Genomic DNA, 21,371 nt, shown 5'->3' with positions numbered 1-21,371 from the left:
TGATGGCTGTTTTCTCCCTCTCCGGCTTCGACCTCGATCGCTTTGTCCGTGAAACCCTGAACGAGGATCTCGGCGTTGGCCTCGAGGGCGGCGGGAAGGACGTGACTTCGACAAGCGTGATCCCCGCCGATGCCCGCTTTTCCGGCGTGATGGACAGCCGCGATGCGATCGTCGTCGCCGGTTTGCCGCTGGCTGAGGCGTTCTTCCGCGCGCTCGATCCGGACGTGACAATCGAAACGCTCGTCAACGATGGCGACAAGGTCGCAGCCGGCGCCGACCTGATGCGGCTCGAGGGCAATGCCCGCGCGATGCTCACCGCCGAACGCAGCGCATTGAACATCGTCCAGCACCTTTCCGGCATCGCGACCATGACACAGGAATATGTGCTCGCCATGCGCGGCCCCGGCGGCAATCCCTCCTGCACCCTGCTCGACACCCGCAAGACGCTGCCCGGCCTTCGCGTTCTCGAGAAATACGCGACCCGCATGGGCGGCGCGCAGAATCACCGCATGGGGCTGTGGGATGCGGCGATGATCAAGGACAACCACGTCGCGGTTGCAGGCAGCGTGCACGAAGCGGTGCGCCGCGCGGCGGAGGCAGGCGTAAAGCCGATCATCTGCGAGATCGACCGGCTCGACCAGATCGAACCCGCGCTTGAGGCGGGCGCGCACCACCTGCTGCTCGACAACATGTCGCCCGAGCTCTTGCGGCAAGCGGTCGAGATCGTCGCCGGCCGCGTCCCGACCGAGGCGAGCGGCGGCATCAATCTCGACACCATCGCGGCGAAGGCGGCGAGCGGGGTCGATTATTGCTCGGTCGGCAGGCTCACGCAAAGCGCGCCAGCGGCAGATGTCGGGCTGGATTTCACGCCGCTATGACCGCCAAGAAGGGCAAGCGGCCCTGGACGATCCATCTATTCGCGCTCGCCTTCCTGCTCGCCGGACTTGTGCGCTTGGCCAATGGCCTCTCCGGTGCTCAAAACTGGATCAACCTCCTGTATGGTGCCGGTTCCGATGCCGCGATCATTGCTCATTTCACCGAGTTCACGATCGCGCTCTTCCCGCTTGTCTGGGTGTACTGGCTGGCGAGCGGAGGTGCGCGATATGTTGTTCTGGCGTTCGGTCTTGTCAGGCTGGCGGGGTTCGTATTCGGAATTGAGCTGGGGACCAGTTTGGTCTCAATCATCGAGCCGCTTTGCATCCTGGTCGGACTCGCAGCGATGCTTAGCGAGCGGAGCTCTTTGTGGATCGAAGGACAGGAGAGCCTTGAAACTTTCCGGTAGCCCGTTTCTCGCCCTCGCCGCGTTTGCCCTGCCCGCCACCGCGCCATCGACTGCTTTGGCACAGGCCTATCAATGCCGCATGCCGAGCGTTTCGAGTGTCCCGCAGGTCGCGCCCGACGGGCCGCGCCGCGAGATGCCGGTCACGGGCTACACCATGGCGCTCAGCTGGAGCCCCGAATTCTGCAAGCCCCGGCAGGGCAATCGCTCGCATCGCACGCAGTGCTCGAGCGACAATGGCCGCTTCGGGCTCGTGGTCCACGGCTTCTGGCCGCAGGGTCCGCGCGGGCAATGGCCGCAATGGTGCTCCACCCGCGCGAGGCTCACCCCGCGCGAGGTTCGCGCCAATCTGTGCATGATGCCCTCACCCCGCCTCGTCGCGCGGCAATGGGCGAAGCACGGCTCATGCCGTTTCCGCAGGCCGGAAACCTATTTCAAGGTCACGCGCATCCTGTGGGAGAGCTATCGCATTCCCGATTTCGACCGGATCAGCCGCGAGGACGGCCTTACCGCAGGCCGCATCCGGCAGGCCTTCGCCCATGCCAATCGCGGGATCGAGGCGAGCGCGGTCGGCGTGAAGCTCAACGAGCGCGGCTGGCTGAAGGAACTGCGGATATGCTACAATGCGCGCTTCCGCCCCACGCGCTGCGACGCGAGACGCTATGGTGCGCGCGACAGCCAGCGGGCGAAGATCTGGCGCGGATTGTGAGCCGAACTTGATGCAGATCAATGTGCGCCGCCCGGTGAGAAACTAGGCGAGAGAGCATGATCAACATCGAGAAAATCTCCGACCACGCATATTCCATCACCGTCATGGCCGAATTCCGCCAGGCCGATGCCGAGCGGCTCGTCGAATTCGCAAAAGAGCGCAACAAGGAAGGCGGCGGCGGCAATGTCCTGATCGACCTCACCGCCGCAAGCGACATTTCGCTTTCGGCGGTGACGGTGGAACTCGCGCATATCCCGACGCTGCTCAAATGGGTCTATGGCCTCGATAGGATCGCGATCGTCTCGGACGATGACTGGGTCCGCACCGCCGCGCGGGTCGAAAGCGCGATGCTGCCGGGCGTCACCTATGCCGTCTATGACGAGGACGAGGCCGAGGCGGCGCGCAAATGGGTGCTCGAAGAGGCCGACACCCCGCACAAGGGCGCGTTTCGCGAACTCGATATCGGCAAGACCGACATCGCCGCTTTCGAAGTGACCGGCAGGCTCGACCGCGCCGAATCCGAGCGCGGCGTCGCTTTGGCGCGCGCAAAGCTCGTAGACCCGGCCTGCGACAAGCTAATGATCGCGATCAAAAACTGGCACGGCTTCGATGCCGACGCGATGCTTTCGCCCGAAATCATGCGCGGGAAACTCGACCTGATGCGCAAGCTCAAGCGCTATGCCATCGTCGGCGGCCCCGCATGGACCCACCGCATTGCCGAAATCGTCGGCCCCCTGGTCGGGATTGAAATCAAGACCTTCGACGAGGACGAGGAAGACAAGGCGATCGTGTGGCTAGAGGGGTGAGAGGCGTCACCGCCGCTCCCTGAAAAACGCGCGCAATAACTCCGCTGCTTGCGCCTCGCCCATGCCGGAATAGACCTCGGGGCGGTGGAGGCATTGCTCCTGCTCGAAAACGCGCGCGCCATGTTCGACCGCGCCGCCCTTGGGGTCGCTCGCGCCGTAATAGAGCCGCGCAATCCGTGCATGGCTGATTGCGCCCGCGCACATCGCGCAGGGTTCGAGCGTCACGTAGAGATCGCATCCGGTGAGGCGTTCATCGCCCAGCTTCTCCGCCGCCATGCGAAGCGCGCGAATTTCGGCATGGCCGGTCGGGTCGGGCGGCGTGCGGGTGGCGTTGGCGGCTATCGCCAGCACCTCCTCGCCGCGCGCAACGACAGCCCCGACAGGCACCTCGCCCATACCCGCAGCCTCGCGCGCGGCGTCGAGCGCCAACTTCATGGGTTGCGGCAGAGGCCATTGTTTGCTTTGGCGGTCCATATCCGGGGCGCTAGCGAGGCTCGCCAAGCGGCGCAACTTGCTTGACGATTCGCCCACCCCCCGCTATGCGCGCCGCTTTCCGGGATAACCCGAACAATTGGGCCGCCGAATCGCCGGCCGCCCCTCACTGTGAACGAACGAGAGATATCATGTCGCGGATTTGCGAACTGACCGGCAAGGGTCGCCAGGTTGGCAACAATGTCAGCCACGCCAACAACAAGACGAAGCGCGTCTTCCTGCCGAACCTGCAGAATGTCACGCTGCTGAGCGAGAAGCTCGACCGCAGCTTCAAGTTCCGCGTCTCGACGCAGGGCCTGCGTTCGGTCGAACACAATGGCGGCCTCGACAACTGGCTGCTCAAGACCAAGGACGAAAAGCTTTCCCCGCGCGCGCTCAAGGTGAAGCGCGAGCTCAAGAAAGCTGTCGCAGACGCCTAAGCGCGCTCGCACAGTCCTGAACGCTTCAAAGGCGTGCGGAGTATCCTCCGCGCGCCTTTTGCGTTTGTACGAAGGTCACTCCTCGAGCGCGACAGGATCTAGGATCAGCTTTGCCACCAGCGTGCGTTGAAGCATTGAGAGGTTGTCGTCGGCGATCAGCCAAACGGCAACGCGCCCGTCCTCTTCCTCGCGCACCGCAATTCCCTCGTAGTTTTCGCGCGGAATCACGCCAGCAAGGTCAAGCGTGATCGCAGGTGCCCACCGCTGTTCCGTTCCGCCCTCGGGCGCGGGACCGATTGCGATCTTGCTTTCGAACGGCGGAATGCCTCCGGCCACATCGACGTTGCGCAGCAACAGAAGCACTCGCCCGTCGGGCAGCTGCGCCATATCTGTCGCGCCGTGGCCGCCAACGGGCGGTTCGTAAGCGAAGGTTTCGTGACCGTTCGCTTCGACCGGATCCTCGGCGAAGATCAGGCCCGTGCGCCCCCCTTCGGGCAGGATCGCGAAGCGGCCGTCGGCGAGGCGGGTAAAGGCCTCGGCCCCGCTATTGCCCGACCAGCCGAGCGCGCGTCCATCGAGCGATCGCGTCCCTGTCAGTGCGTGGTCGGCGGAGTAGCGGTGTATGGCATGGATCTGCTCGAAGGCGAGCCAGTAGGTACCGGTGCCGGGTTCACGGGTCGCGGCCTCGATATCGTCTACGACCCCGCCCGATCTTTCGCCGAGCGGCTGGCGAGCGACCTCGCGCTCCGGATTGCCTGTGCCGGGTTCTTCGAACACGAAACGCGCGCCGCGATCGGAGAACGCCATCAGGCGATTGTCGGGGAGGGTTACCAGCGCCGAAAAGCCGCCGAACAGCAGGCCTTTGCCCCGAAAGCGCCAAACGCCCGCTACCTGCCATTCCGGCACGACGGTTTCGCTTTCGCCCTCGACTCGAACGAGCGCCAGATCATCGGGCTGCTTCCAGCCGGTATCGCTGCGCAGGAATGTTCCCGGAGCGCACAAGGCGACAAGTGCGAGCGCCGCTATCACGCGGCGTTTGCGCGCCATCTCAGTCCATCGGTCCGGCAAGAAGCAGCGGATCGATCCGCGCGTCGTTCCACTTGAGGCTCCAGTGGAGGTGCGGACCCGTAGCCCGCCCGCTCGCGCCGACATTGCCAAGCACCTGCCCCTGTTTCACCGCATCGCCCTCGCTCACCGCGAGCTTCGACAGGTGGATGAAGGCGCTGTTGAGCCCTGCCCCATGGTCGACGATGATGATCCCGCCTTCGAGGCTGAAGCCGGTCCGCGCGAGCACCACAACGCCATCGGCGGGCGCGACGAAGGGCACGCCGTTGCCGGGCGCGATGTCGATACCCGAATGGTAGCTGCCCGGCTCGCCGCGATAGATGCGCTGGCGACCGAAACGGCCCGAAATGCGGCCCTTCACCGGCCAGATGAAATCCTGCTTCCACCCTTCAGCACCGGTATCCTTTTCGCGCGCGGCCTTGATCGCAAGCCATTCGGGCTCGCGCTTCTTCCACCACGCTTCGCTCGAACCGCCGCTGCGCTTGGCGACGTTGACCCGCTCGATATTCCATTGGCGCGGGGAGATGGACAGCGTCCTGCGCAGTTCCTGCCCGTCTCCGGTCCGCGCGGCGAGTTCCAGCCGGGAAGGGCTATCGCGGTCGAAGGCGGCGAAAAAGGTGCCGTCATCGGAAAGGTGGAGTTGCCGCTCCCCGATAGTCACGCTCTGGGCGCCATGCGGCACCTTCCCGCGGATCCAGCCGCCTTGCGTAAGCTCGCCTTCGAAGGAAAATCCGGTGTTCTTCGCCGCTGCCGTGCCCGAGGACGACGCTGTCGCCGGGGCAGGCTCTGCGCTCGGCGCCGCGCTGTCGGGATCGGCATTGGCGCAGCTCACCAGCCCGGCGAGCGCAACGCCGGTCAGGCTGAAGGGAAACCAGCGCGCGGCCACCGGCTCACACCCCGCCGAGCAGGCGTCTGGTCGCGATTTCCGGCGAGGCGTAGGCCTCCTGGTGCTCGGCGCTCCAGTAGCGCAGTTCCTCGAGCGGAATCGCCTCGCCCGACACCGCGCAATAGACATGCTGGCCGGGGCGCAGGACGCGGAAGGTCGAGGGGCCGTAATAGAGTTTGGCGGCTTTATCGCCGGATGACATCAACATGGGCGGCTCTTTAACATCGCGTCCTCAGTCAAACAAATCGTCCTGCTGCGCGGCCATTCCGGCTTTCTGGCCTGATTTCGGTTTCGCCGCGCGGCGGGGCTTGGGCGGAGGCGGGGGTGAGCCCGCACCTTTCGGAACGACATCAAGCACATCGTCCTTGAATTGGAGCTTAAGCGCGGCCTCACGCTCGGCCTGCGCCTTGGTGGTCAGAGCCTTGCCCGAAGCATCGCGCACGATCGCATAGCCGCGATCGAGCGGTTTTTCGGGATGCAATTGTTCGGCCAGCCGGGCGAGCGCGGCGAGCCGGTCGCGCTTTGCCGCAAGCGGTCGTTCGACCAGTGCGGGGACGAGCCGCGCCTGCGCGAGCCTTCGCGCGGCGTCCGCTTGGGCACGCTGCAGCATCGTTGGAGAAAGCCGCGAAGCCACCCCTACCAGCCGCTCGCGCCCGGCCGCCGCCCGGTCTGTGAGTCCGCGCCGCAGCCGTTCGGCCGCCTCGTCGAGCCTTTGCGCCTGCGGCTGGAGCAGGTTTTCCGGCCTCGGCAACCGCCGCAGCCGGGCCTCGAGCCGCTCGCGCCCGAGTTCGACAGGGCGATAGACCGCGCGGCGCTGGCGGGCGGCGAAATCGGCGAGCGTCGCTTCAAGATCGACCTTGACCGGCACCGCGATCTCGGCAGCGGCAGTGGGCGTTGGCGCGCGGCGGTCGGCAGCGTAGTCGGCCAGCGTCGTATCGGTTTCGTGACCCACGGCGGAAATCACCGGAATGGTACAATCGGCAATGGCCCGAACCACGACCTCCTCGTTGAAACTCCACAGATCCTCAATCGACCCGCCGCCGCGTGCGATGATCACGACATCGGGACGCGGCACCGGGCCTCCTTCGGCAAGCTCGGAAAAGCCGCGGATCGCGCCTGCAACCTGCTCGGCCGCGCCTTGCCCCTGCACCAGAACCGGCCAGACGAGCACGTGGCTCGGAAACCGGTCGGCGAGCCGGTGGAGGATGTCGCGGATAACCGATCCGGTTGGCGAGGTGACCACGCCGATCGTGCGCGGCAGGAATGGCAGCGCGCGCTTGCGCTCGCGCGCGAACAGCCCTTCGGCCTCCAGCCGCGCACGCGTTTTTTCGAGCAGTGCCAGCAGCGCGCCCTCGCCCGCCAGCTCCAGCCGGTCGATCACGATCTGGTATTTCGAACGGCCCGCATAGGTGGTGAGCTTGCCGGTCGCGATCACCTCCAGCCCGTCCTCGGGGACGAAGGCGAGGCGATTGGTGTTTCCGCGCCACATCACCCCGTCGAGCACCGCCTTCTCGTCCTTCAGCGCGCAATAGAGATGCCCCGAGGCAGCGCGCTTCACCCCAGACAATTCGCCGCGCAAACGCACATGGCCGAACCGTTCCTCGATCGTGCGCTTCAGGGCGCTCGAAATCTCGGTGATCGTCAGCGGCTGGGCGTTGTCGCCCGCGGCGACGCGCGCTACCAGCCCGTTATTGTCGGTATCGGAAGGGGCGCGAGCCATGAATATCCTGCTGCTGGGTTCGGGTGGGCGCGAACATGCGCTGGCATGGAAGCTCGCGCAATCCCCGTCCGCCACGAAACTGTATGCCGCCCCCGGAAATCCGGGCATTGCCGAATGCGCCGAGATCGCCAGCGTGGATGCAGCCGACCACGCGGGCGTCGCCGATTTCTGCAAGGCGCACGATATCGGACTGGTGGTGATCGGCCCCGAGGCTCCGCTGGTCGATGGCCTCGCCGATTCGCTGCGGGCCGCCGGAATCCCCGTTTTCGGCCCCTCGAAAGCCGCAGCGCAGCTCGAAGGTTCCAAGGGCTTCACCAAGGATCTGTGCGCCCGCGCCAATATCCCGACCGGCGGCTATGTCCGCACGACCTCTCTCGACGAGGCCAAGGCCGCGCTCGACCGGTTCGATGCGCCCTATGTGCTGAAGGCCGACGGGCTTGCGGCGGGCAAGGGCGTGGTGATCGCTCCCACCCGCGAGGAGGCCGAGGCCGCGCTTGCCGACATGTTCGGCGGGCAATTCGGCGCGGCGGGCGCTGAGGTCGTGATCGAGGAGTTTCTCGAGGGCGAGGAGGCGAGCTTCTTCGCGCTCACCGATGGCGAGACCATCCTCCCCTTCGGCACCGCGCAGGATCACAAGCGCGTGGGAGAGGGCGATGTCGGGCCGAACACCGGCGGCATGGGCGCCTATTCGCCCGCCCCGGTGCTCACGCTGGAGCTGCAGCAGCGCACCATGGATGAAATCATCCGCCCCACGGTCGAGACGATGCGCGCCGAGGGGATACCCTATTCGGGCGTGCTCTATGCAGGCCTGATGCTGACGACGGACGGCCCCAAGCTGATCGAATACAATTGCCGCTTCGGCGATCCCGAATGCCAGGTGCTGATGATGCGGCTCGAAAGCGATCTTGCTCAGATCATGCTCGCCTGCGCGAAGGGCGAGCTGGCGGGCGTCGAGGGCGCATTCTCGGACAAGACCGCGCTCACCGTGGTCATGGCGGCAAAGGGTTATCCCGGCACGCCCGAAAAAGGCGGCGCGATCGATTTGGGCGATGCCGAAGCAGGCGGCGCGAAAGTCTTCCACGCCGGCACCGCGATCAAGGACGGGCAACTCGTCGCCAACGGAGGCCGCGTGCTCAACGTGACCGCGATGGGCGCGAACGTAACCGAAGCGCAGGCCGCTGCCTACGAAGCGGTCGAGAGGATCGGTTTTGCAAGCGGCTTCTGCCGCCGCGACATCGGCTGGCGCGAGGTCGAGCGCGAGAGGGGGTGACCTGCGGACGCGAGTGGCCCGCAGGTCGATTTCTGGAATTACTGATCACAAACTTCGGCATTCGCTGCAGAGTGGCTTTCCGCCTGTGCCGGAACGCCAATTCTCGCGCTCAATATTGTTGCCGGTGTTGCATTCAGAGTTGTTGTGATGGACATTCGACTTGATCGAATGCCACGGGCTCTTCTTAGCCATAATATGGCTCCTTCTAGTGAAGAGGCCTTGACCGATCCGGCAAACGTCAGCAATTTGATGACGCTCTTAGCGGAGCCGTTTCGCACTGGGCGGCCTCAGGTTGTTCCAGCGAACGATCGGGCCGAGCCTCAACATGTTGGGGTTCGGCCTTTTCGTTGACCAAGAGCATGGTGAATCACGTGAGAGTCTTGGTCAAGGCGCATAACGCTGTGGACAAAGTTTTTGAGGGTAATTGTCGTTGATAGTCAAAACTCGCTATGCGGGACTCGTGGGGAAAGCTCGGCTTTCCTGAAGCGCAAGTGTAAAATTTGTGTCGTGGAAAACTGCTTTGTCCACAGCACCTGATTCGTCGTTGCCTCAAATCAAGCCCCGGTTTTTCTGTCAACGTTGACTACTCTCTCGCAATTTCGATTGCGAGAAGGCAACGAGTCGCAAGCCTTGCCCTAGCCACTTGTTGCTTTTTTGGTCGAATCAATGCCTCCTATTGATTCCGATCAATGCAGATTCGTAGCCCGCGCGTAATTCTGCGAGCATGGCGAAAGCTCCTCTTGCCGCCCTCGCGGCGCTCGCTCTTAATGCTATGCTCGGCGCCTGCCAGACGTATGGATCTGAGCGGTCCGGCAGCGCACTCGCCGATCCCGATCCGCCCGCTTTCGTCGAGGCCGCGTGCGGCGGGTGCCATGCGGTCGAGCCGCCGTTTCTTTCGCCCAATCCGCATGCGCCCAGTTTCGAGGCGATCGCCAATCGCGAAGGGCTGACCCGTGATACCCTCGGCGCGTGGCTCGCCGATGCGCACAACTATCCCGAGGACATGGATTTCGATCTCGAGCCCGAACATGTCGAACAGATCGCCGCCTATATGGTGACCCTGCGCCGCGAGGATTACGTGCCCGCCGAATAGGACGCGCATTTTCCTACAGGGACGCGGCTCGATAGGGTGCGAGCGGTTCTTTCACATTGTCGAGACGCCCAGGGAAACGGGCTAAAGTTGGAGAAGTGTCAACTTCGCAGATCGGGCTTATCGCGTTGATATACTGGTATTTTTTGCGCTGAAGCCCGCTTGACACCCTGTCAACTTTGTCAAGTTCCGAGCTTCTCGCCCACCAATGCCTTGAGGTCGGTTTCAGGGCGGGGGCCGTAATGCGAGATCACTTCCGCAGCCGCGATCGCGCCGCGCCTCAGGCAGGATTGCAGCGGCTCGCCCTTGACGTAGCCTGATAGGAAGCCCGCGGCGAACTGGTCGCCCGCCCCGGTCGTATCGACGACCTTCTCGATCGGCTCGGCCGCGACTTCGGCACGCTCGCCGTGGGCAATGGCGATGGCGCCTTTCTCGCTCCGGGTCGCGACGAGCACGGGAACCTTGTCCTTCACCTGCGCGACACCGGCCTCGAAATCGTCCTCGCCGGTAAGCGTTGCCAGCTCGTGCTCGTTGACGAACAGGATATCGATCACGCCATCCTCGATCATGCGGCGGAAATCGTCTCCATGGCGCTCGATGACGAAGCTCTCGCTCGCGGTGAAGGCGATCTTGCGCCCGGCATTGCGGGCCACCTCGATCGCGCGGCGCATGGCGCGGCGGGGCTCTTCGGGATCCCAGAGGTACCCTTCGAGATAGAGGATCGCGCCGCTTGCGATCAGCTCCTCGTCGAGCGCCGATGCGGGCAGGTACTGGCCGGCGCCAAGGAAGGTGTTCATCGTCCGCTCGCCATCGGGAGTGACGAAGATGAGGACCCGGCCGGTCGCCGGTTCGCCGTCGCGAGCGGGCGTATCGAAATCAATGCCGGTTGCCTGCATGTCGTGGCGGAAGACCTTGCCGAGCTGGTCATCAGCAACCTGACCGATAAAGGCACATTGCAGTCCGAGCGTCGAAAGGCCCGCGAGCGTGTTCGCCGCCGAGCCGCCGGAGACTTCCCGTGCAGGGGGCATGGCGGCGTAAAGCTCGTCTGCGCGCGCCTCGTCGATCAGGGTCATTCCGCCGCGATTGAGCTGCAACTCTTCGATCAACTCTTCTTCGCACGAGGCGATTACGTCGACCACGGCATTGCCGATGGCGATCACGTCATAACGGGGTTCGGTCAAGGGAAGTCATCCTGCTGGGAGAGAATCTCGAGAATTGGTGGAAGCGCCTAGCGGGAAGAGCGCGCGAGGCCAAGGGGTGGATGGTCGAGCCCATGCATTTGACTTCGCACCGCAAGCGCCGCAACGTTTCGAGAATGGGTCCCGTCCTCGCATCCATCAGCAAAGCCTTCGAGCAATTGCGCGATCCTGCAATCCTGCGTGTCGCGGCAAAGAGCATCGCGATCACCATGCTGATCTTCGTGATCGCGGGGGTGGGCGTGTTTTTCGGGCTCGAATGGCTGTTCGCCTGGCTCGAATGGGAGGCGGGCGGATTTGCGCGCGCGGCGGCGGCGGTGATCATCGCGGCGCTCGCGTTCTGGTTCCTGTTCCGCGTGGTGGCGCTCGCCGTTCTCCAGTTCTTCGCCGACGAGGTGGTGATCGCGGTCGAAAAGGCGCATTATCCCGATCTTGCCGAGCGAGCGGTGCCACTGCCCTTTCGGCGCGATCTTGCCAATTCGCTAAAGGGGCTGGGGCGGGCGCTCACATTCAATCTGCTCGCACTTCCGGTCGCGGCAGTCCTGTTCTTTACGGCGTTTGGTCCCGCAATCGTTTTCCTGCTCGTCAACGCGGTCCTGCTGGGGCGCGAATTAACCGATATGGCGTGGCTGAGGCATTCTGGCGAACCACCCTTGCCCAGTCCGGTCCAGCGCAGCGAGCGCTTGATGCTTGGCAGTGCAATTGCGGCGATGATGCTGGTCCCTTTTCTCAATTTCATCGCGCCCATCGTCGGCGCGGCGGCGGGCACGCACCTCACGCACGACGCCATGCAGCGCCGGGAAGGCGGCGATGCGTAGGGTTGCGCCTGCGTTTGCGGCGCTTCTGCTCGGGGCCTGCGCGCCCGGAGCGGGGACGACGCCGATCCTGTCGGGCGGAACAAGTGCGGCAGCACGACCCGCGCCTGCACCTTCACAACAACCCGATGCGACGTTCCGAAGACCGCAAATGGACCGTGAGGCGGGTCTGGACGGTGTGCTCGGCCAGCGTGCGACTGCCCTCTTGTCGCGCTTCGGCGCAGCGCGGATAGACCTGAAGGAAGGCGATGCGCGCAAACTTCAGTTCGCCGGCGAGAAATGCGTGCTCGATGTGTTCCTCTATCCACTCGAGGCGGGCGCGGAGCCGGTCGCGACCCATGTCGAAGCGCGCGAGCGACAGGGCGGAGGAGCCACCAGCAAGACCCGCTGCCTCGCCGAGATCGCGCGCCGGTAACGGGGTCTTAAGCACATTCTGGCATAGCCCAAGCCAAGGAATCAGAGGGGTTTGTACGGGCCATGACCACACATTTCACCGAACTCGCACAGCGCGCGGCCGTTGATGGCGTCGTAACGCCGGAAGAACTGCTTTCGCTGCGGCGCCAGGGCTGGGGCGATGGTATCATCACGCGTGAAGAGGCGGAGGCGATTTTTGCGATCAACAACGTCCTGACCGAGCGGGGTGACGAGTGGTGCAACTTCATGGTCGAGGCGATCGGCGAATATGTGCTCAACGGCACCAAGCCGCGCCTGCAATGCTCGCGCGACGAAGCCGAATGGCTGATCGCACAGGTCGATCACGACGGCGTGGTCGAAAGCTTTGCCGAGCTCGAATGCCTCGTGCGCATCGTCGAGCGCGCCGAAAACGTGCCCGAGGTTCTCAAGAACTATGTTCTCGAGCAGGTCGAACGCGAGGTGATGACCGGGACCGGCCCGACCCGCTGCGGAGGTGAGCTGGCCGCAACCCACATCACCTCTGCCGAATGCCGCATCCTGCGCCGCGTGATTTTCGCGAGCGGCGGCTATGGTCCGGCCGCGGTCACCCGTTTCGATGCCGAGCTCCTGTTCCGCATCAAGGACGCAACGCTCGAAGACGAGAATGCCGGGGAATGGGGCGACTTGTTCGTCGACGGTGTTTCGAACTTCCTGCGCGGCTTCGTCCTCGACAACGCGCAATTGAGCCACGAGCGCAAGGCTGAACTGGTCAAGTTCGTCGAAACCGAAAGCAAGGGGCACACCGCATTCCTTGCAGCGATGCTTCAGAGCAAGGCCAAGATCGGTGAGCGCGTGCAGTGGGCGATCGAGCACATGAACGGCACCGACGGCCCGCAAAACGACTATTTCGCGGACGCCGCCGCCGGACACGAAGTCACCGACTTCGAGCAGGACTGGCTCGACGGCCAGCTCGCGCAGGACGGCCAGATCGACGAGCTCGAAAAACGCGTGATCCGGCGGCTTGCCGAACTCGACGACGCCTAACGCTTAGGCGCACTGAAATCGAGCGGTGCCTCGGCTCCGCCTTGTTTGGGAAGCGGTCCCCTTGGTGGTACGGCGGGCACTGAAATCCCGGATTCAGGCGGCTTGCGGCGACGGTGACCTAGCAGTTGGTCCCTAAGTTTGCGCAGATGAGCGATCTCGGCCTTTAGGTGGATACGCTCCACTTGTCCGGCGACGCTTTCGTTTCCGCCAGCCAGCTTTGCCAGCTCCAGTTCGATCCGCTCGATCACTCTTATTGCCGCGTCAGCCTTGTCCCGCTCAAGCTCAGATATGCGCGCCTCGCCTCTTTTGCGATAGAGCCGCTCACGTTCGAGCGCGCGCTGCGTCAGGATGCGCTTGCGCTCGCCAGCGTTGCGCATGATCTCTTTGTAGCGTTTGCGATAGTCGCGTTCGGCCATCTTGGTGCATTATCACAATAATACACCCGGTACCACTATACCATGAAGCTCTCGCCGCAGCCGCACGCGCCCTTGGCGTTGGGGTTGTCGAACACGAAGCCGGCGGTGAAATCGTCCTCCACCCAGTCCATCGTCGAGCCGACGAGGTAGAGCACGCTCGCCCCGTCGATATAGAAGGTGCCGCCGGGCGTTTCGATCTTCTCGTCGAACTTCTGCTCCTCAGTCACGAAGTCGACAGAGTAAGCAAGGCCCGAGCAACCACGCCGCGGGGTTGAAAGCTTCACGCCGATCGCGCCTTCAGGCGCCTTGCTCATCAGCTCGGCAATCCGGTCCTCGGCGGCCTTGGTCAGGATCACCGCGGCGGGGCGTTCACGAATCTTCTGGTCGGCCATCACAACATCCCCAGCTCGAGCCGTGCTTCGTCGCTCATTTTTTCCGGAGACCACGGCGGATCCCAGACGAGATTGACCTCGGCATCGCGGATGCCGGGCACGGACGCAGCGCGCAGTTCGACCTCTCCTGGCATGGTTTCGGCGACGGGGCAGTGCGGCGTGGTGAGGGTCATGGTGATAGTCGCATCGGCCTCGTCATCGACCTCGACGCCGTAGATCAGGCCAAGGTCGTAGATATTGACCGGGATTTCGGGATCGTAAATCTCCTTCAGCGCATCGATAACCGCCTGCTGCAATTCGCTGCCCGGGCCACCGACAGGGCCGGTTTCCGGCTGCTTGTGCAGGAAGCCTTCAAGGTAATCGCGCTCTCTTTTGGGGGCCGGTTCGTCTTCATCGATAGCATCTGATACGCGCGCACGGGGCGGCTTCACCACCTCGTCATTGGGCGCGGGTGCCGCCACGTATTCCTTTTCGTCCCCGAGATTGTTGGACATCTTGTTCATCATGCTTTCCCAAAAATCCGGCGCGTGCGGGCGATCCCTTCGAGCAGCGCGTCGATATCGTCATGCGTCGAGTAAAGGCCGAAGCTCGCGCGTGCGGTTGCCGGGACTTCGAGATAGTCCATCAAGGGCTGCGCGCAATGGTGACCCGCGCGGATCGCGACACTGGCTTCATCGAGGATCGTGCCGAGATCGTGCGGGTGGATATCGTCGATGGCGAAGCTCACGATACCCGCGCCGTCTGCCGGCCCGAAAACGGTCACATCGTTCATTGCCGACAGTTCGCGGCGCAACCGCCCGACCAGCTCGGCCTCGTGCGCGTGGATGCGCTCCACCCCGATCTCATCGACGTAATCGGCGGCGGCGGCAAAGGCGATGGCCTCGGTGATCGCGGGCGTACCCGCCTCGAAACGCTGCGGCGGCGGGGCGTAGGTCGTCTTCTCGAAAGTCACGCGATCGATCATCGAACCGCCGCCCTCCCAAGGGGGCATAGCGTCGAGGATGTCGGCCCTCGCCCATAAGGCGCCGATTCCGGTCGGCCCATAGAGCTTGTGCGCTGAGAACACGTAGAAATCGCAGCCTAACGAGACCACGTCGACCGCCATGTGCGGGGCCGACTGGCAGCCATCGAGCAGCAGTCTCGCACCGACACCGTGCGCGAGTTCCGCTGCGCGCGGCGCATCGAGCACACTGCCCAGAACGTTCGAGACGTGGCACAGCGCAACCAGCTTGTGTCGCTCGGTCAACATGGCTTCTGCTGCATCGAGATCGATCTGGTGGTCGTCCGTCAGCGGGCAGACATCGATTTGAGCGCCGGTCGCCTCGGCCACCATCTGCCACGGCACGATATTCGAATGGTGCTCGAGCTGCGAGAGGAGGATGCGATCGCCGGGCTCGAGGTTTGCCCGGCCCCAGCTGTTCGCCACGAGGTTGATCGCCTCGGTCGCGCCGCGGGTGAAGACGAGCTCTTCTTCCGTGCTGCCGATAAACGTCGCGATTCGCCGCCTCGCGGCCTCATATAAGCGGGTCATATCGGCCGAGCGCGAATACACACCACGATGGACCGTCGCATAGTCCTCGCCAAGCGCACGCGCCATCGCGTCGATTACGGCGCGCGGTTTTTGCGCCGTCGCCGCCGTATCGAGATAGTGCCACGGCGCACCCTCCGGCGTTGCGAGGCCGGGAAAATCGCCGCGCAGATCGGACAGGGAAGATATGGAGGCGGGCGCGTTCATGAGGTTTTGTCCTCGAAATGCTCGCTGATCATCCGGTCGACATAATAGAGCGCTTCCGAATTTCTGATATGGCGGCGTGAAACACCTACGATCGCGCCTTGATCGACAAGCCTGGAGTAGGTTTCGCCGGGTGCCGGTTTGCCGCCTGTGCTTGCGGCGATCTCGTCATCGCAGCGCGCCACGATGACCCGCGCCCAACGCCAGCGTTCCGCAGCCTCGGGTGCGTGGCTCTTGTTGTGCAGCCAATCGCGAGTTTCCGCCACGAGACAATCGTTCGCAGCGTCAAGCTCAGCGCTCCGCACCGGTTCGGTCGCGATGGAGCCGGACGCAATAAGAAGGAGGGCGGCGGTCAGGGGCACACTTCCCTCGTCCACTTGCCTGCATTCTCGCCGCGATGGCACTTGCGTCTTATTCCGGCTTCGACCATTTCCCAGAATCCCGCACTCGCGCGCATGCCGAGGCGGAGCTGAACGCCACGCACCGAATCGTCGCGGATGCCATCGACGGTCACCAGCATGACCAGCATCGTCGGATCGGTCGGGTGGTCGGCCTGCTGGAATTCAGCATCGCGGGTCCGGAAGCCGAAATCCCTCAGATAGAATTCGGCGACGTCGCGCGGCGCGTCATACGTGATGTTGTAGCGCTGCACTGGGGCAAATTCGACTGCCGGAGGGATGTTTGCCGCGTCGCTATCGTCGGCCGACAGTGTCGCCGACCCTCCGGCAAGAAGCATGGCTGCCGGTAGCGATGCAAAAAGGGCATTCTTCATGATCAAATTCTCCCTTCCAGTTTCTTCAATGCGACCGCGATCAGATGTTCGCGCTCTTTCTCGTCTTCGAGCGCAACGAAGGCATCGCCGATGAATGCCTGCACCAGAAGACGCTGCGCCTCTTCGGGCGAAAGCCCACGCGCGGCCATGTAATAGCGCGCGTTCTCGTCGAGCTGGCCCACAGTCGCGCCGTGCGCGCATTTCACATCGTCGGCGAAGATTTCGAGCTGCGGGACGGCATTGGCGCTCGCACCCGCTTCCAACAGCAGCCCCTTGAAGTCCTGCGCGGCATCGGCCTTCTGCGCATCGCGTAGCACCTTGATTTCACCGAGGAAATTGCCAGTGCCAGTGCCCCAATGAACGCTGCGCACGGTCTGGTTGCTCGTGGCCCCAGGCTCCGCATGGACGGTGGTGGTTACGAACTCGCGCACCGCGTCCCCGCCGCCGATCGTGACGCCGCCGAATTCGAAATGCGCGCCGCGACCAAGCGTGACTTCGACTTCGACGCGGGTGTAATCGTCGCCTGCATTGGTCACGAACAGTTCCGCCCGCGCGCCTTCGCCCAGCGTCAGGCGGATCCGGTGCAGTTCCGGCGCATCACGGCCGACCACCATCGAGTGCCGCCGCGTTTCGCCATCTGCTAGCGTGATTTCCTTCCAAACATCGAGCGCATCTGCGCCCAGGCGCTTCAGCGCGTCGATATCGGCATAGCGCCATGCCTCGTCGCGGCGGGTGGGAAGGGTGGCGGTATCGGTCATCGTCAATTCTTCTTCATCTCGCGTTCGAACTTGCGCACGAGCCCCGAGCGGGTTTTGCGGATGCAGCTCTCGACCGCCTCGCGATCGCTCGCACCCTTGCGCACGCACTTCGTCACAGCGCGGCAGAACCTGTCGTCAAGCTTCGGCCTGCCGGTCGACTTGTTCATCGAACAGTGCCAGCGTCCCTCGGGATCCTGCCCGACTACGACCTGCACGCTGCGCAGGTTTCCGAGCACCACGATCTCGGGCACCGGCTCCGGCGCGGCCTGGAGGGATAGAAGGAGCGCTGAAAGGATCACGCGGCAGTCTCCGCCATCACCGCGTCATAGCCCTCTTCCTCGAGCTGTTGTGCTAATTCAGGGCCTCCCGTACGGACAATCCGCCCGGCGGCGAGCACGCTCACCTTGTCGGGCTTCACCACGTCGAGCAGGCGCTGATAGTGGGTAATGAGCAGCACGCCCTTATCGGGAGCGCGCATGATCGCATTGATGCCTTCGCCCACGACGCGCAGGGCATCAATATCGAGGCCGCTATCGGTCTCATCGAGCACCGCGAAGGCAGGATCGAGAATGCCCATCTGCACCATTTCCGCGCGCTTCTTCTCGCCGCCGGAGAAGCCGACATTCACCTGCCGCTTGAGCATCTCCATATCCATTTTCAGGAGTCTTGCCTTGTCCTTGGCGAGCTTCAGGAAATCGCCGCCCGACAGCGGCTCTTCGCCGCGATACTTGCGCTGTGAATTCAGCGCTTCGCGCAGGAACTGGACGTTGGAGACGCCGGGGATCTCGACCGGATACTGGAAGCCGAGAAACAGCCCAGCGGCGGCGCGTTCATGCGGCTCGAGCTCGAACAGATTTTGCCCGCGAAACTCAACCGAGCCTTGCGTGACTTCGTAGCCGGGCTTGCCGCCGAGCACATGCGCGAGGGTGGATTTGCCCGCACCGTTGGGGCCCATGATTGCATGGACCTCTCCGGCGGGCACTTCTAGGCTTAGGCCTTTGAGGATCGGCTTGCCGTCTACTTCGGCGTGAAGGTTTTCGATTTTCAGCATTATCTGGTGCCGGTGTTGTTCTCTTGGTTGGTTTCATCGATGCGCGCCTTCACGACCGAAGCGTCGTGCAGTTCGATCACGAGGCCTTTGGGTCGTTCGCGTTCGTACTTGTCCTGCGCGCGTTCGGCGCCCTGCATCCGCATCACGAACTGCTTGTCGAGATCGGCGCCGCGCGCGACATGAATGCGTCCGATATGCGCGAACACTTCGGCGACATCGGATGGTGTGTACTCTTCGTAATTGCCGCGCTTGCCGAGAACCGTGTTGGCGCCGTCCTGCGCTTCGCGCGACTTCGGCTCGCAGCGCGTCACGTCGGCGCGGTGCTGGTTCTCGAAGTTCGGCTCGCCCGTCACGCGGCGATCGACAACGTTCAGGCAGCGACGGTAATCGTCGATAAACGGCGTGATGATGCGCGGATACTCAATTGTCCACGTCTCGGGCGTGTCGTTCTTGATCGCGACCGGAGTTTCGCCGACCGCCTGGAGCGAGAGCAGCGGTGCAAGGGCAAGAGAAAGCGTGGTCATCGTAATATCAGTCCCGTGATTGATGCCTGGTTGGAGTGGAATTGCGGCGGTGTTCCGCTCGTCGTTGCTGTTTGTCCGCGATGCGCTGGCGCATTCCGGCGGTGATGCGGGCGAGGACGCCGTCCATGTTGTCGAGCACTTCGGAGGCCTTGATCCGCATCACCTTGATGCCGACCGCCTCGAGGCTTTTGTCGCGGCGCGCGGCGAGCTGTTCGTTCTCGCCCTCTTCGAAAATGTCGATCGCCATGCCAAGCGAGTGGCAGTTGAAATCGACGATCGCGCTGCCGACGACGGCGTGGCGGGTGAATTTGTGCCGGCCGAGATTTGCCGTGGCGAAACGCTTGGCGAGCGCCTTGTGCGCCTCGGACGAGTGCCGCCGCATCTCGCGCGCCTGCGCATGAAGTTCGTCGAGGCGCTTTTCCGAGATTTTCCAGCCGCGGCCCTTCTTTTCGATTGCGGGCGCGGTATCGGAAGTGTCCTTGAGGCCGAGGGTCTTGCGGTCAGTCATCCCACGCTCCCCTCGAGCGAGATCGCCAGCAGCTTCTGCGCCTCGACGGCGAATTCCATCGGCAGTTCCTTGAGCACGTCCTTGGCGAAGCCGTTGACGATCAGGGCCACCGCCTCTTCCTCGTCCAGCCCGCGCTGCATCGCATAGAACAGCTGCTCGTCGCTGATCTTGCTGGTCGTCGCCTCGTGCTCGATCTGCGCGCCGGGGTTTTTCACTTCGATATAAGGCACGGTGTGCGCACCGCATTCGTCGCTCAAGAGCAGGCTGTCGCACTGCGTGAAGTTGCGCACGCCCTCGGCTTTCGGGCCGACACGGACGAGGCCGCGATAGGTGTTGTTCGACTTGCCCGCGCTGATCCCCTTGGAGATGATCGTCGAGCGCGAGCCCTTGCCGTTGTGGATCATCTTGGTGCCGGTGTCGGCCTGCTGGTGGTTATTTGTAACCGCAACCGAGTAGAATTCGCCCACGCTGTTCTCGCCGTTGAGAACGCAAGAGGGATACTTCCACGTCACCGCGGAGCCGGTTTCGACCTGCGTCCAGCTGATCTTCGAGCGGTCGCCCTGGCACAGCCCGCGCTTGGTGACGAAATTGTAGATCCCGCCCACACCATCGGCATTGCCCGGATACCAGTTCTGGACGGTCGAATACTTGATCTCGGCGTCTTCCATCGCGACCAGCTCGACCACGGCCGCGTGGAGCTGGTTTTCGTCGCGCATCGGCGCGGTGCACCCTTCGAGATAGCTGACATAGCTACCCTTTTCGGCAACGATCAGCGTGCGTTCGAACTGGCCGGTATTCTCGGCATTGATGCGGAAATAGGTGGAGAGCTCCATCGGGCAGCGCACGCCTTCGGGCACGTAGACAAAGGTGCCGTCGGAAAAGACCGCCGAATTGAGCGTCGCGAAGAAATTGTCGCGCTGCGGCACGACCTTGCCGAGCCACTTCTTCACCAGCTCGGGATATTCCTTGATCGCCTCGGAAATCGAGAGGAAGATCACGCCCGCTTTCTTCAGCTCCTCGCGGAATGTCGTCGCGACCGAGACGCTGTCGAACACGGCATCGACCGCGACCTTGCGCGCGCCCTCGACACCGGCAAGCACCTCCTGCTCCGCCACCGGAATACCGAGCTTGTCATAAACCGCCTTGATCTCCGGATCGAGCTCGTCAAGCGATTTGAGCTTGGGCTTCTTCTTCGGCGCGGCGTAATAGTAGGCGTCCTGGTAATCGATCTTGGGATAGCCGACCTTCGCCCAGTCGGGCTCTTCCATGTCCTGCCACAGGCGAAAAGCCTTGAGGCGCCAATCGAGCATCCATTCGGGCTCGCCCTTCTTCGCCGAGATGAAGCGGACAGTGTCTTCGGTCAGGCCCTTTTCGGCAAATTCGGTTTCGATATCCGCCGACCAGCCATGCTCGTACTCGGCAGCCTTCGCCGCCGCGTCCTTGGCTTCCTGATCCATCTCCTGAGTGTCGAGATCGAGATTTTCGCTCATGCCAGTTCTTTGTTCGCTTCCGCCGGCGCGGCATTCGCGCGCAGCTGGGTAAGGGTGATTTCGGCGAGCGCATCGCGCAGTGCCGAATTGATGACGGGCCAGTGCGGCTTCATCGTGCAGTTCGCCTCGTGCTCGCACTCGCCATGCGCGTCGATGCATTGGGTGAGCGCAATCGGCCCCTCGACCGCCTCCACAATGTCCGCCACGGTTATCGCGGCAGCAGGGCGGGCGAGCTGGAGTCCGCCATGCGCGCCGCGCACCGAGCGCAGCAATCCGGCGGCGGTGAGCTTGCTCACTAGCTTCTGCACCGTGGGCTTGGGGAGGCCCGCTTCCTCGGCGAGTTCGGCCGCGCTTGTACGCTCGCCGCCGCAATGATTTGCGGCAGCCGCCATCGTGATGACGGCATAGTCGGCGAGATTGGAAAGGCGCATGCCCGGCAAATCGGACCATTTCGCTCCGATTTCAAGCGGAATCGCCTTGTTGCGAGTCGTTAGCGTTTAAGTCCGCGTCTTCTGCGATGCGTCCGACCTCCCGCGTAGACGGG

29 protein-coding genes are annotated in these 21,371 nt (G+C 63.6%); 10 read left to right on the top strand and 19 right to left on the bottom strand.

The window, feature by feature from the left end; all coding sequences use genetic code 11:
- The first annotated feature begins 2 nt into the window (after positions 1-2).
- From nadC to FIU90_RS02645, 4 genes are read left to right on the top strand one after another with little or no spacing between them, the layout of a single operon-like run.
- On the top strand, positions 3-878 hold the full coding sequence (gene nadC, locus FIU90_RS02660) for a carboxylating nicotinate-nucleotide diphosphorylase (protein WP_152433369.1): 876 nt from the start codon (positions 3-5) through the stop codon (positions 876-878).
- On the top strand, positions 875-1,282 hold the full coding sequence (locus FIU90_RS02655; RefSeq protein WP_152433368.1) for a hypothetical protein: 408 nt from the start codon (positions 875-877) through the stop codon (positions 1,280-1,282). The genes nadC and FIU90_RS02655 overlap by 4 nt, the downstream gene beginning before the upstream one ends.
- Positions 1,266-1,988: a ribonuclease T gene (locus FIU90_RS02650; RefSeq protein WP_234029601.1), complete on the top strand. Its 723-nt coding sequence runs from the start codon at positions 1,266-1,268 to the stop codon at positions 1,986-1,988. The genes FIU90_RS02655 and FIU90_RS02650 overlap by 17 nt, the downstream gene beginning before the upstream one ends.
- A 56-nt stretch (positions 1,989-2,044) precedes the next feature.
- Positions 2,045-2,794: an STAS/SEC14 domain-containing protein gene (locus FIU90_RS02645; protein ID WP_152433367.1), complete on the top strand. Its 750-nt coding sequence runs from the start codon at positions 2,045-2,047 to the stop codon at positions 2,792-2,794.
- A 6-nt stretch (positions 2,795-2,800) separates the two neighbouring features.
- Here the strand turns inward: FIU90_RS02645 and FIU90_RS02640 are convergent, their stop codons facing one another.
- Positions 2,801-3,229, bottom strand: coding sequence for a nucleoside deaminase (locus FIU90_RS02640; protein ID WP_152433366.1), 429 nt, complete (start codon positions 3,227-3,229; stop codon positions 2,801-2,803).
- 188 nt (positions 3,230-3,417) lie between these two features.
- Between FIU90_RS02640 and rpmB the strand changes: the two genes are divergently transcribed.
- Positions 3,418-3,705, top strand: coding sequence for a 50S ribosomal protein L28 (gene rpmB, locus FIU90_RS02635; protein WP_152433365.1), 288 nt, complete (start codon positions 3,418-3,420; stop codon positions 3,703-3,705).
- A gap of 75 nt (positions 3,706-3,780) precedes the next feature.
- Here rpmB and FIU90_RS02630 read toward each other — a convergent pair whose 3' ends face one another.
- From FIU90_RS02630 to xseA, 4 genes are read right to left on the bottom strand one after another with little or no spacing between them, the layout of a single operon-like run.
- The gene (locus tag FIU90_RS02630) at positions 3,781-4,752 is read right to left on the bottom strand and encodes an esterase-like activity of phytase family protein (RefSeq protein ID WP_172970164.1); all 972 of its coding nucleotides are present in this window, start codon (positions 4,750-4,752) and stop codon (positions 3,781-3,783) included.
- Between the two features lies 1 nt (position 4,753).
- Positions 4,754-5,656, bottom strand: coding sequence for a M23 family metallopeptidase (locus FIU90_RS02625; RefSeq protein WP_234029600.1), 903 nt, complete (start codon positions 5,654-5,656; stop codon positions 4,754-4,756).
- Between the two features lie 4 nt (positions 5,657-5,660).
- Positions 5,661-5,864 carry a DUF2093 domain-containing protein gene (locus tag FIU90_RS02620; protein WP_152433363.1) on the bottom strand — a complete coding sequence of 68 codons (204 nt, stop codon included), beginning with the start codon at positions 5,862-5,864 and terminating at the stop codon, positions 5,661-5,663.
- A gap of 24 nt (positions 5,865-5,888) precedes the next feature.
- Positions 5,889-7,376 (bottom strand): exodeoxyribonuclease VII large subunit, encoded by a 1,488-nt coding sequence (gene xseA / locus FIU90_RS02615; RefSeq protein WP_152433362.1) that lies wholly within the window; start codon positions 7,374-7,376, stop codon positions 5,889-5,891.
- Here xseA and purD point away from each other — a divergent pair.
- Together purD and FIU90_RS02605 are read left to right on the top strand one after the other, a co-directional pair.
- Complete coding sequence (purD, locus tag FIU90_RS02610) at positions 7,375-8,646, top strand: phosphoribosylamine--glycine ligase (protein WP_152433361.1); 1,272 nt, start codon at positions 7,375-7,377, stop codon at positions 8,644-8,646. The two genes, xseA and purD, sit on opposite strands and share 2 nt — an antisense overlap.
- A 724-nt stretch (positions 8,647-9,370) precedes the next feature.
- A complete protein-coding gene (locus FIU90_RS02605; protein WP_152433360.1) occupies positions 9,371-9,739 on the top strand; it encodes a hypothetical protein in 369 nt (122 codons plus the stop codon).
- 179 nt (positions 9,740-9,918) lie between these two features.
- On the opposite strand, the gene FIU90_RS02600 is transcribed toward FIU90_RS02605, so the two are convergent.
- On the bottom strand, positions 9,919-10,917 hold the full coding sequence (locus FIU90_RS02600) for an adenosine kinase (RefSeq protein WP_152433359.1): 999 nt from the start codon (positions 10,915-10,917) through the stop codon (positions 9,919-9,921).
- 92 nt (positions 10,918-11,009) lie between these two features.
- Here FIU90_RS02600 and FIU90_RS02595 point away from each other — a divergent pair, with 92 nt between their 5' ends.
- From FIU90_RS02595 to FIU90_RS02585, 3 genes are all read left to right on the top strand, one after another.
- Positions 11,010-11,750, top strand: coding sequence for an EI24 domain-containing protein (locus tag FIU90_RS02595; protein WP_234029599.1), 741 nt, complete (start codon positions 11,010-11,012; stop codon positions 11,748-11,750).
- Positions 11,743-12,162, top strand: coding sequence for a hypothetical protein (locus tag FIU90_RS15710; protein WP_234029598.1), 420 nt, complete (start codon positions 11,743-11,745; stop codon positions 12,160-12,162). The genes FIU90_RS02595 and FIU90_RS15710 overlap by 8 nt, the downstream gene beginning before the upstream one ends.
- Positions 12,163-12,224: 62 nt before the next feature.
- Positions 12,225-13,184, top strand: coding sequence for a hypothetical protein (locus FIU90_RS02585; protein WP_152433357.1), 960 nt, complete (start codon positions 12,225-12,227; stop codon positions 13,182-13,184).
- Here the strand turns inward: FIU90_RS02585 and FIU90_RS02580 are convergent.
- From FIU90_RS02580 to FIU90_RS02520, 13 genes are all read right to left on the bottom strand, one after another.
- The gene (locus FIU90_RS02580) at positions 13,181-13,600 is read right to left on the bottom strand and encodes a hypothetical protein (protein ID WP_152433356.1); all 420 of its coding nucleotides are present in this window, start codon (positions 13,598-13,600) and stop codon (positions 13,181-13,183) included. The genes FIU90_RS02585 and FIU90_RS02580 overlap by 4 nt on opposite strands.
- 35 nt (positions 13,601-13,635) lie before the next feature.
- Positions 13,636-13,992, bottom strand: a complete 357-nt coding sequence (locus tag FIU90_RS02575) for an iron-sulfur cluster assembly accessory protein (protein ID WP_152433355.1) — start codon at positions 13,990-13,992, stop codon at positions 13,636-13,638.
- Entirely contained in the window at positions 13,992-14,486 is a 495-nt protein-coding gene (locus FIU90_RS02570; protein WP_370515219.1) for an SUF system Fe-S cluster assembly protein, read from the bottom strand. The genes FIU90_RS02575 and FIU90_RS02570 overlap by 1 nt, the downstream gene beginning before the upstream one ends.
- 8 nt (positions 14,487-14,494) lie before the next feature.
- Positions 14,495-15,727 (bottom strand): aminotransferase class V-fold PLP-dependent enzyme, encoded by a 1,233-nt coding sequence (locus FIU90_RS02565; RefSeq protein ID WP_152433354.1) that lies wholly within the window; start codon positions 15,725-15,727, stop codon positions 14,495-14,497.
- A complete protein-coding gene (locus FIU90_RS02560) occupies positions 15,724-15,990 on the bottom strand; it encodes a hypothetical protein (RefSeq protein WP_152433353.1) in 267 nt (88 codons plus the stop codon). The genes FIU90_RS02565 and FIU90_RS02560 overlap by 4 nt, the downstream gene beginning before the upstream one ends.
- A gap of 86 nt (positions 15,991-16,076) precedes the next feature.
- Positions 16,077-16,496 carry a hypothetical protein gene (locus tag FIU90_RS02555; protein ID WP_152433352.1) on the bottom strand — a complete coding sequence of 140 codons (420 nt, stop codon included), beginning with the start codon at positions 16,494-16,496 and terminating at the stop codon, positions 16,077-16,079.
- A 2-nt stretch (positions 16,497-16,498) separates the two neighbouring features.
- A complete protein-coding gene (locus tag FIU90_RS02550) occupies positions 16,499-17,254 on the bottom strand; it encodes a SufD family Fe-S cluster assembly protein (protein WP_152433351.1) in 756 nt (251 codons plus the stop codon).
- A gap of 2 nt (positions 17,255-17,256) precedes the next feature.
- A complete protein-coding gene (locus tag FIU90_RS02545; RefSeq protein WP_152433350.1) occupies positions 17,257-17,553 on the bottom strand; it encodes a hypothetical protein in 297 nt (98 codons plus the stop codon).
- Positions 17,550-18,305 carry a Fe-S cluster assembly ATPase SufC gene (gene sufC / locus FIU90_RS02540; protein WP_152433349.1) on the bottom strand — a complete coding sequence of 252 codons (756 nt, stop codon included), beginning with the start codon at positions 18,303-18,305 and terminating at the stop codon, positions 17,550-17,552. Before sufC ends, FIU90_RS02545 begins: the two co-directional genes overlap by 4 nt.
- Complete coding sequence (locus FIU90_RS02535) at positions 18,305-18,829, bottom strand: hypothetical protein (protein WP_152433348.1); 525 nt, start codon at positions 18,827-18,829, stop codon at positions 18,305-18,307. The genes sufC and FIU90_RS02535 overlap by 1 nt, the downstream gene beginning before the upstream one ends.
- A 7-nt stretch (positions 18,830-18,836) precedes the next feature.
- Positions 18,837-19,337 carry an endonuclease domain-containing protein gene (locus FIU90_RS02530; RefSeq protein WP_152433347.1) on the bottom strand — a complete coding sequence of 167 codons (501 nt, stop codon included), beginning with the start codon at positions 19,335-19,337 and terminating at the stop codon, positions 18,837-18,839.
- Positions 19,334-20,827, bottom strand: a complete 1,494-nt coding sequence (gene sufB, locus FIU90_RS02525) for a Fe-S cluster assembly protein SufB (RefSeq protein ID WP_152433346.1) — start codon at positions 20,825-20,827, stop codon at positions 19,334-19,336. Before sufB ends, FIU90_RS02530 begins: the two co-directional genes overlap by 4 nt.
- Positions 20,824-21,258, bottom strand: a complete 435-nt coding sequence (locus FIU90_RS02520; protein ID WP_152433345.1) for an SUF system Fe-S cluster assembly regulator — start codon at positions 21,256-21,258, stop codon at positions 20,824-20,826. The genes sufB and FIU90_RS02520 overlap by 4 nt, the downstream gene beginning before the upstream one ends.
- Positions 21,259-21,371 lie beyond the last annotated feature (113 nt).

Origin of the sequence: Erythrobacter sp. THAF29 (assembly GCF_009363635.1) — a bacterium.
Taxonomy (GTDB): Bacteria; Pseudomonadota; Alphaproteobacteria; order Sphingomonadales; family Sphingomonadaceae; genus Erythrobacter.
The sequence above is the reverse complement of the archived record's forward strand: the minus strand, read 5'-3'. Positions and strand labels throughout refer to the sequence as shown.

What these genes read in the sequence shown, in the direction of transcription:
- purD (WP_152433361.1), top strand. Translation starts at nt 7,375, where the DNA reads ATGAATATCCTGCTGCTGGGTTCGGGTGGGCGCGAACATGCGCTGGCA.
- FIU90_RS15710 (WP_234029598.1), top strand. Translation starts at nt 11,743, where the DNA reads ATGCGTAGGGTTGCGCCTGCGTTTGCGGCGCTTCTGCTCGGGGCCTGC.
- FIU90_RS02570 (WP_370515219.1), bottom strand. Translation starts at nt 14,486, where the DNA reads ATGTCCAACAATCTCGGGGACGAAAAGGAATACGTGGCGGCACCCGCG.
- FIU90_RS02630 (WP_172970164.1), bottom strand. Translation starts at nt 4,752, where the DNA reads ATGGCGCGCAAACGCCGCGTGATAGCGGCGCTCGCACTTGTCGCCTTG.
- FIU90_RS02645 (WP_152433367.1), top strand. Translation starts at nt 2,045, where the DNA reads ATGATCAACATCGAGAAAATCTCCGACCACGCATATTCCATCACCGTC.
- FIU90_RS02585 (WP_152433357.1), top strand. Translation starts at nt 12,225, where the DNA reads ATGACCACACATTTCACCGAACTCGCACAGCGCGCGGCCGTTGATGGC.
- rpmB (WP_152433365.1), top strand. Translation starts at nt 3,418, where the DNA reads ATGTCGCGGATTTGCGAACTGACCGGCAAGGGTCGCCAGGTTGGCAAC.
- FIU90_RS02580 (WP_152433356.1), bottom strand. Translation starts at nt 13,600, where the DNA reads ATGGCCGAACGCGACTATCGCAAACGCTACAAAGAGATCATGCGCAAC.
- FIU90_RS02565 (WP_152433354.1), bottom strand. Translation starts at nt 15,727, where the DNA reads ATGAACGCGCCCGCCTCCATATCTTCCCTGTCCGATCTGCGCGGCGAT.
- FIU90_RS02535 (WP_152433348.1), bottom strand. Translation starts at nt 18,829, where the DNA reads ATGACCACGCTTTCTCTTGCCCTTGCACCGCTGCTCTCGCTCCAGGCG.
- xseA (WP_152433362.1), bottom strand. Translation starts at nt 7,376, where the DNA reads ATGGCTCGCGCCCCTTCCGATACCGACAATAACGGGCTGGTAGCGCGC.
- FIU90_RS02595 (WP_234029599.1), top strand. Translation starts at nt 11,010, where the DNA reads ATGCATTTGACTTCGCACCGCAAGCGCCGCAACGTTTCGAGAATGGGT.
- FIU90_RS02655 (WP_152433368.1), top strand. Translation starts at nt 875, where the DNA reads ATGACCGCCAAGAAGGGCAAGCGGCCCTGGACGATCCATCTATTCGCG.
- FIU90_RS02555 (WP_152433352.1), bottom strand. Translation starts at nt 16,496, where the DNA reads ATGAAGAATGCCCTTTTTGCATCGCTACCGGCAGCCATGCTTCTTGCC.
- FIU90_RS02550 (WP_152433351.1), bottom strand. Translation starts at nt 17,254, where the DNA reads ATGACCGATACCGCCACCCTTCCCACCCGCCGCGACGAGGCATGGCGC.
- sufC (WP_152433349.1), bottom strand. Translation starts at nt 18,305, where the DNA reads ATGCTGAAAATCGAAAACCTTCACGCCGAAGTAGACGGCAAGCCGATC.
- FIU90_RS02605 (WP_152433360.1), top strand. Translation starts at nt 9,371, where the DNA reads ATGGCGAAAGCTCCTCTTGCCGCCCTCGCGGCGCTCGCTCTTAATGCT.
- nadC (WP_152433369.1), top strand. Translation starts at nt 3, where the DNA reads ATGGCTGTTTTCTCCCTCTCCGGCTTCGACCTCGATCGCTTTGTCCGT.
- FIU90_RS02520 (WP_152433345.1), bottom strand. Translation starts at nt 21,258, where the DNA reads ATGCGCCTTTCCAATCTCGCCGACTATGCCGTCATCACGATGGCGGCT.
- FIU90_RS02640 (WP_152433366.1), bottom strand. Translation starts at nt 3,229, where the DNA reads ATGAAGTTGGCGCTCGACGCCGCGCGCGAGGCTGCGGGTATGGGCGAG.
- FIU90_RS02620 (WP_152433363.1), bottom strand. Translation starts at nt 5,864, where the DNA reads ATGTTGATGTCATCCGGCGATAAAGCCGCCAAACTCTATTACGGCCCC.
- FIU90_RS02530 (WP_152433347.1), bottom strand. Translation starts at nt 19,337, where the DNA reads ATGACTGACCGCAAGACCCTCGGCCTCAAGGACACTTCCGATACCGCG.
- FIU90_RS02575 (WP_152433355.1), bottom strand. Translation starts at nt 13,992, where the DNA reads ATGGCCGACCAGAAGATTCGTGAACGCCCCGCCGCGGTGATCCTGACC.
- sufB (WP_152433346.1), bottom strand. Translation starts at nt 20,827, where the DNA reads ATGAGCGAAAATCTCGATCTCGACACTCAGGAGATGGATCAGGAAGCC.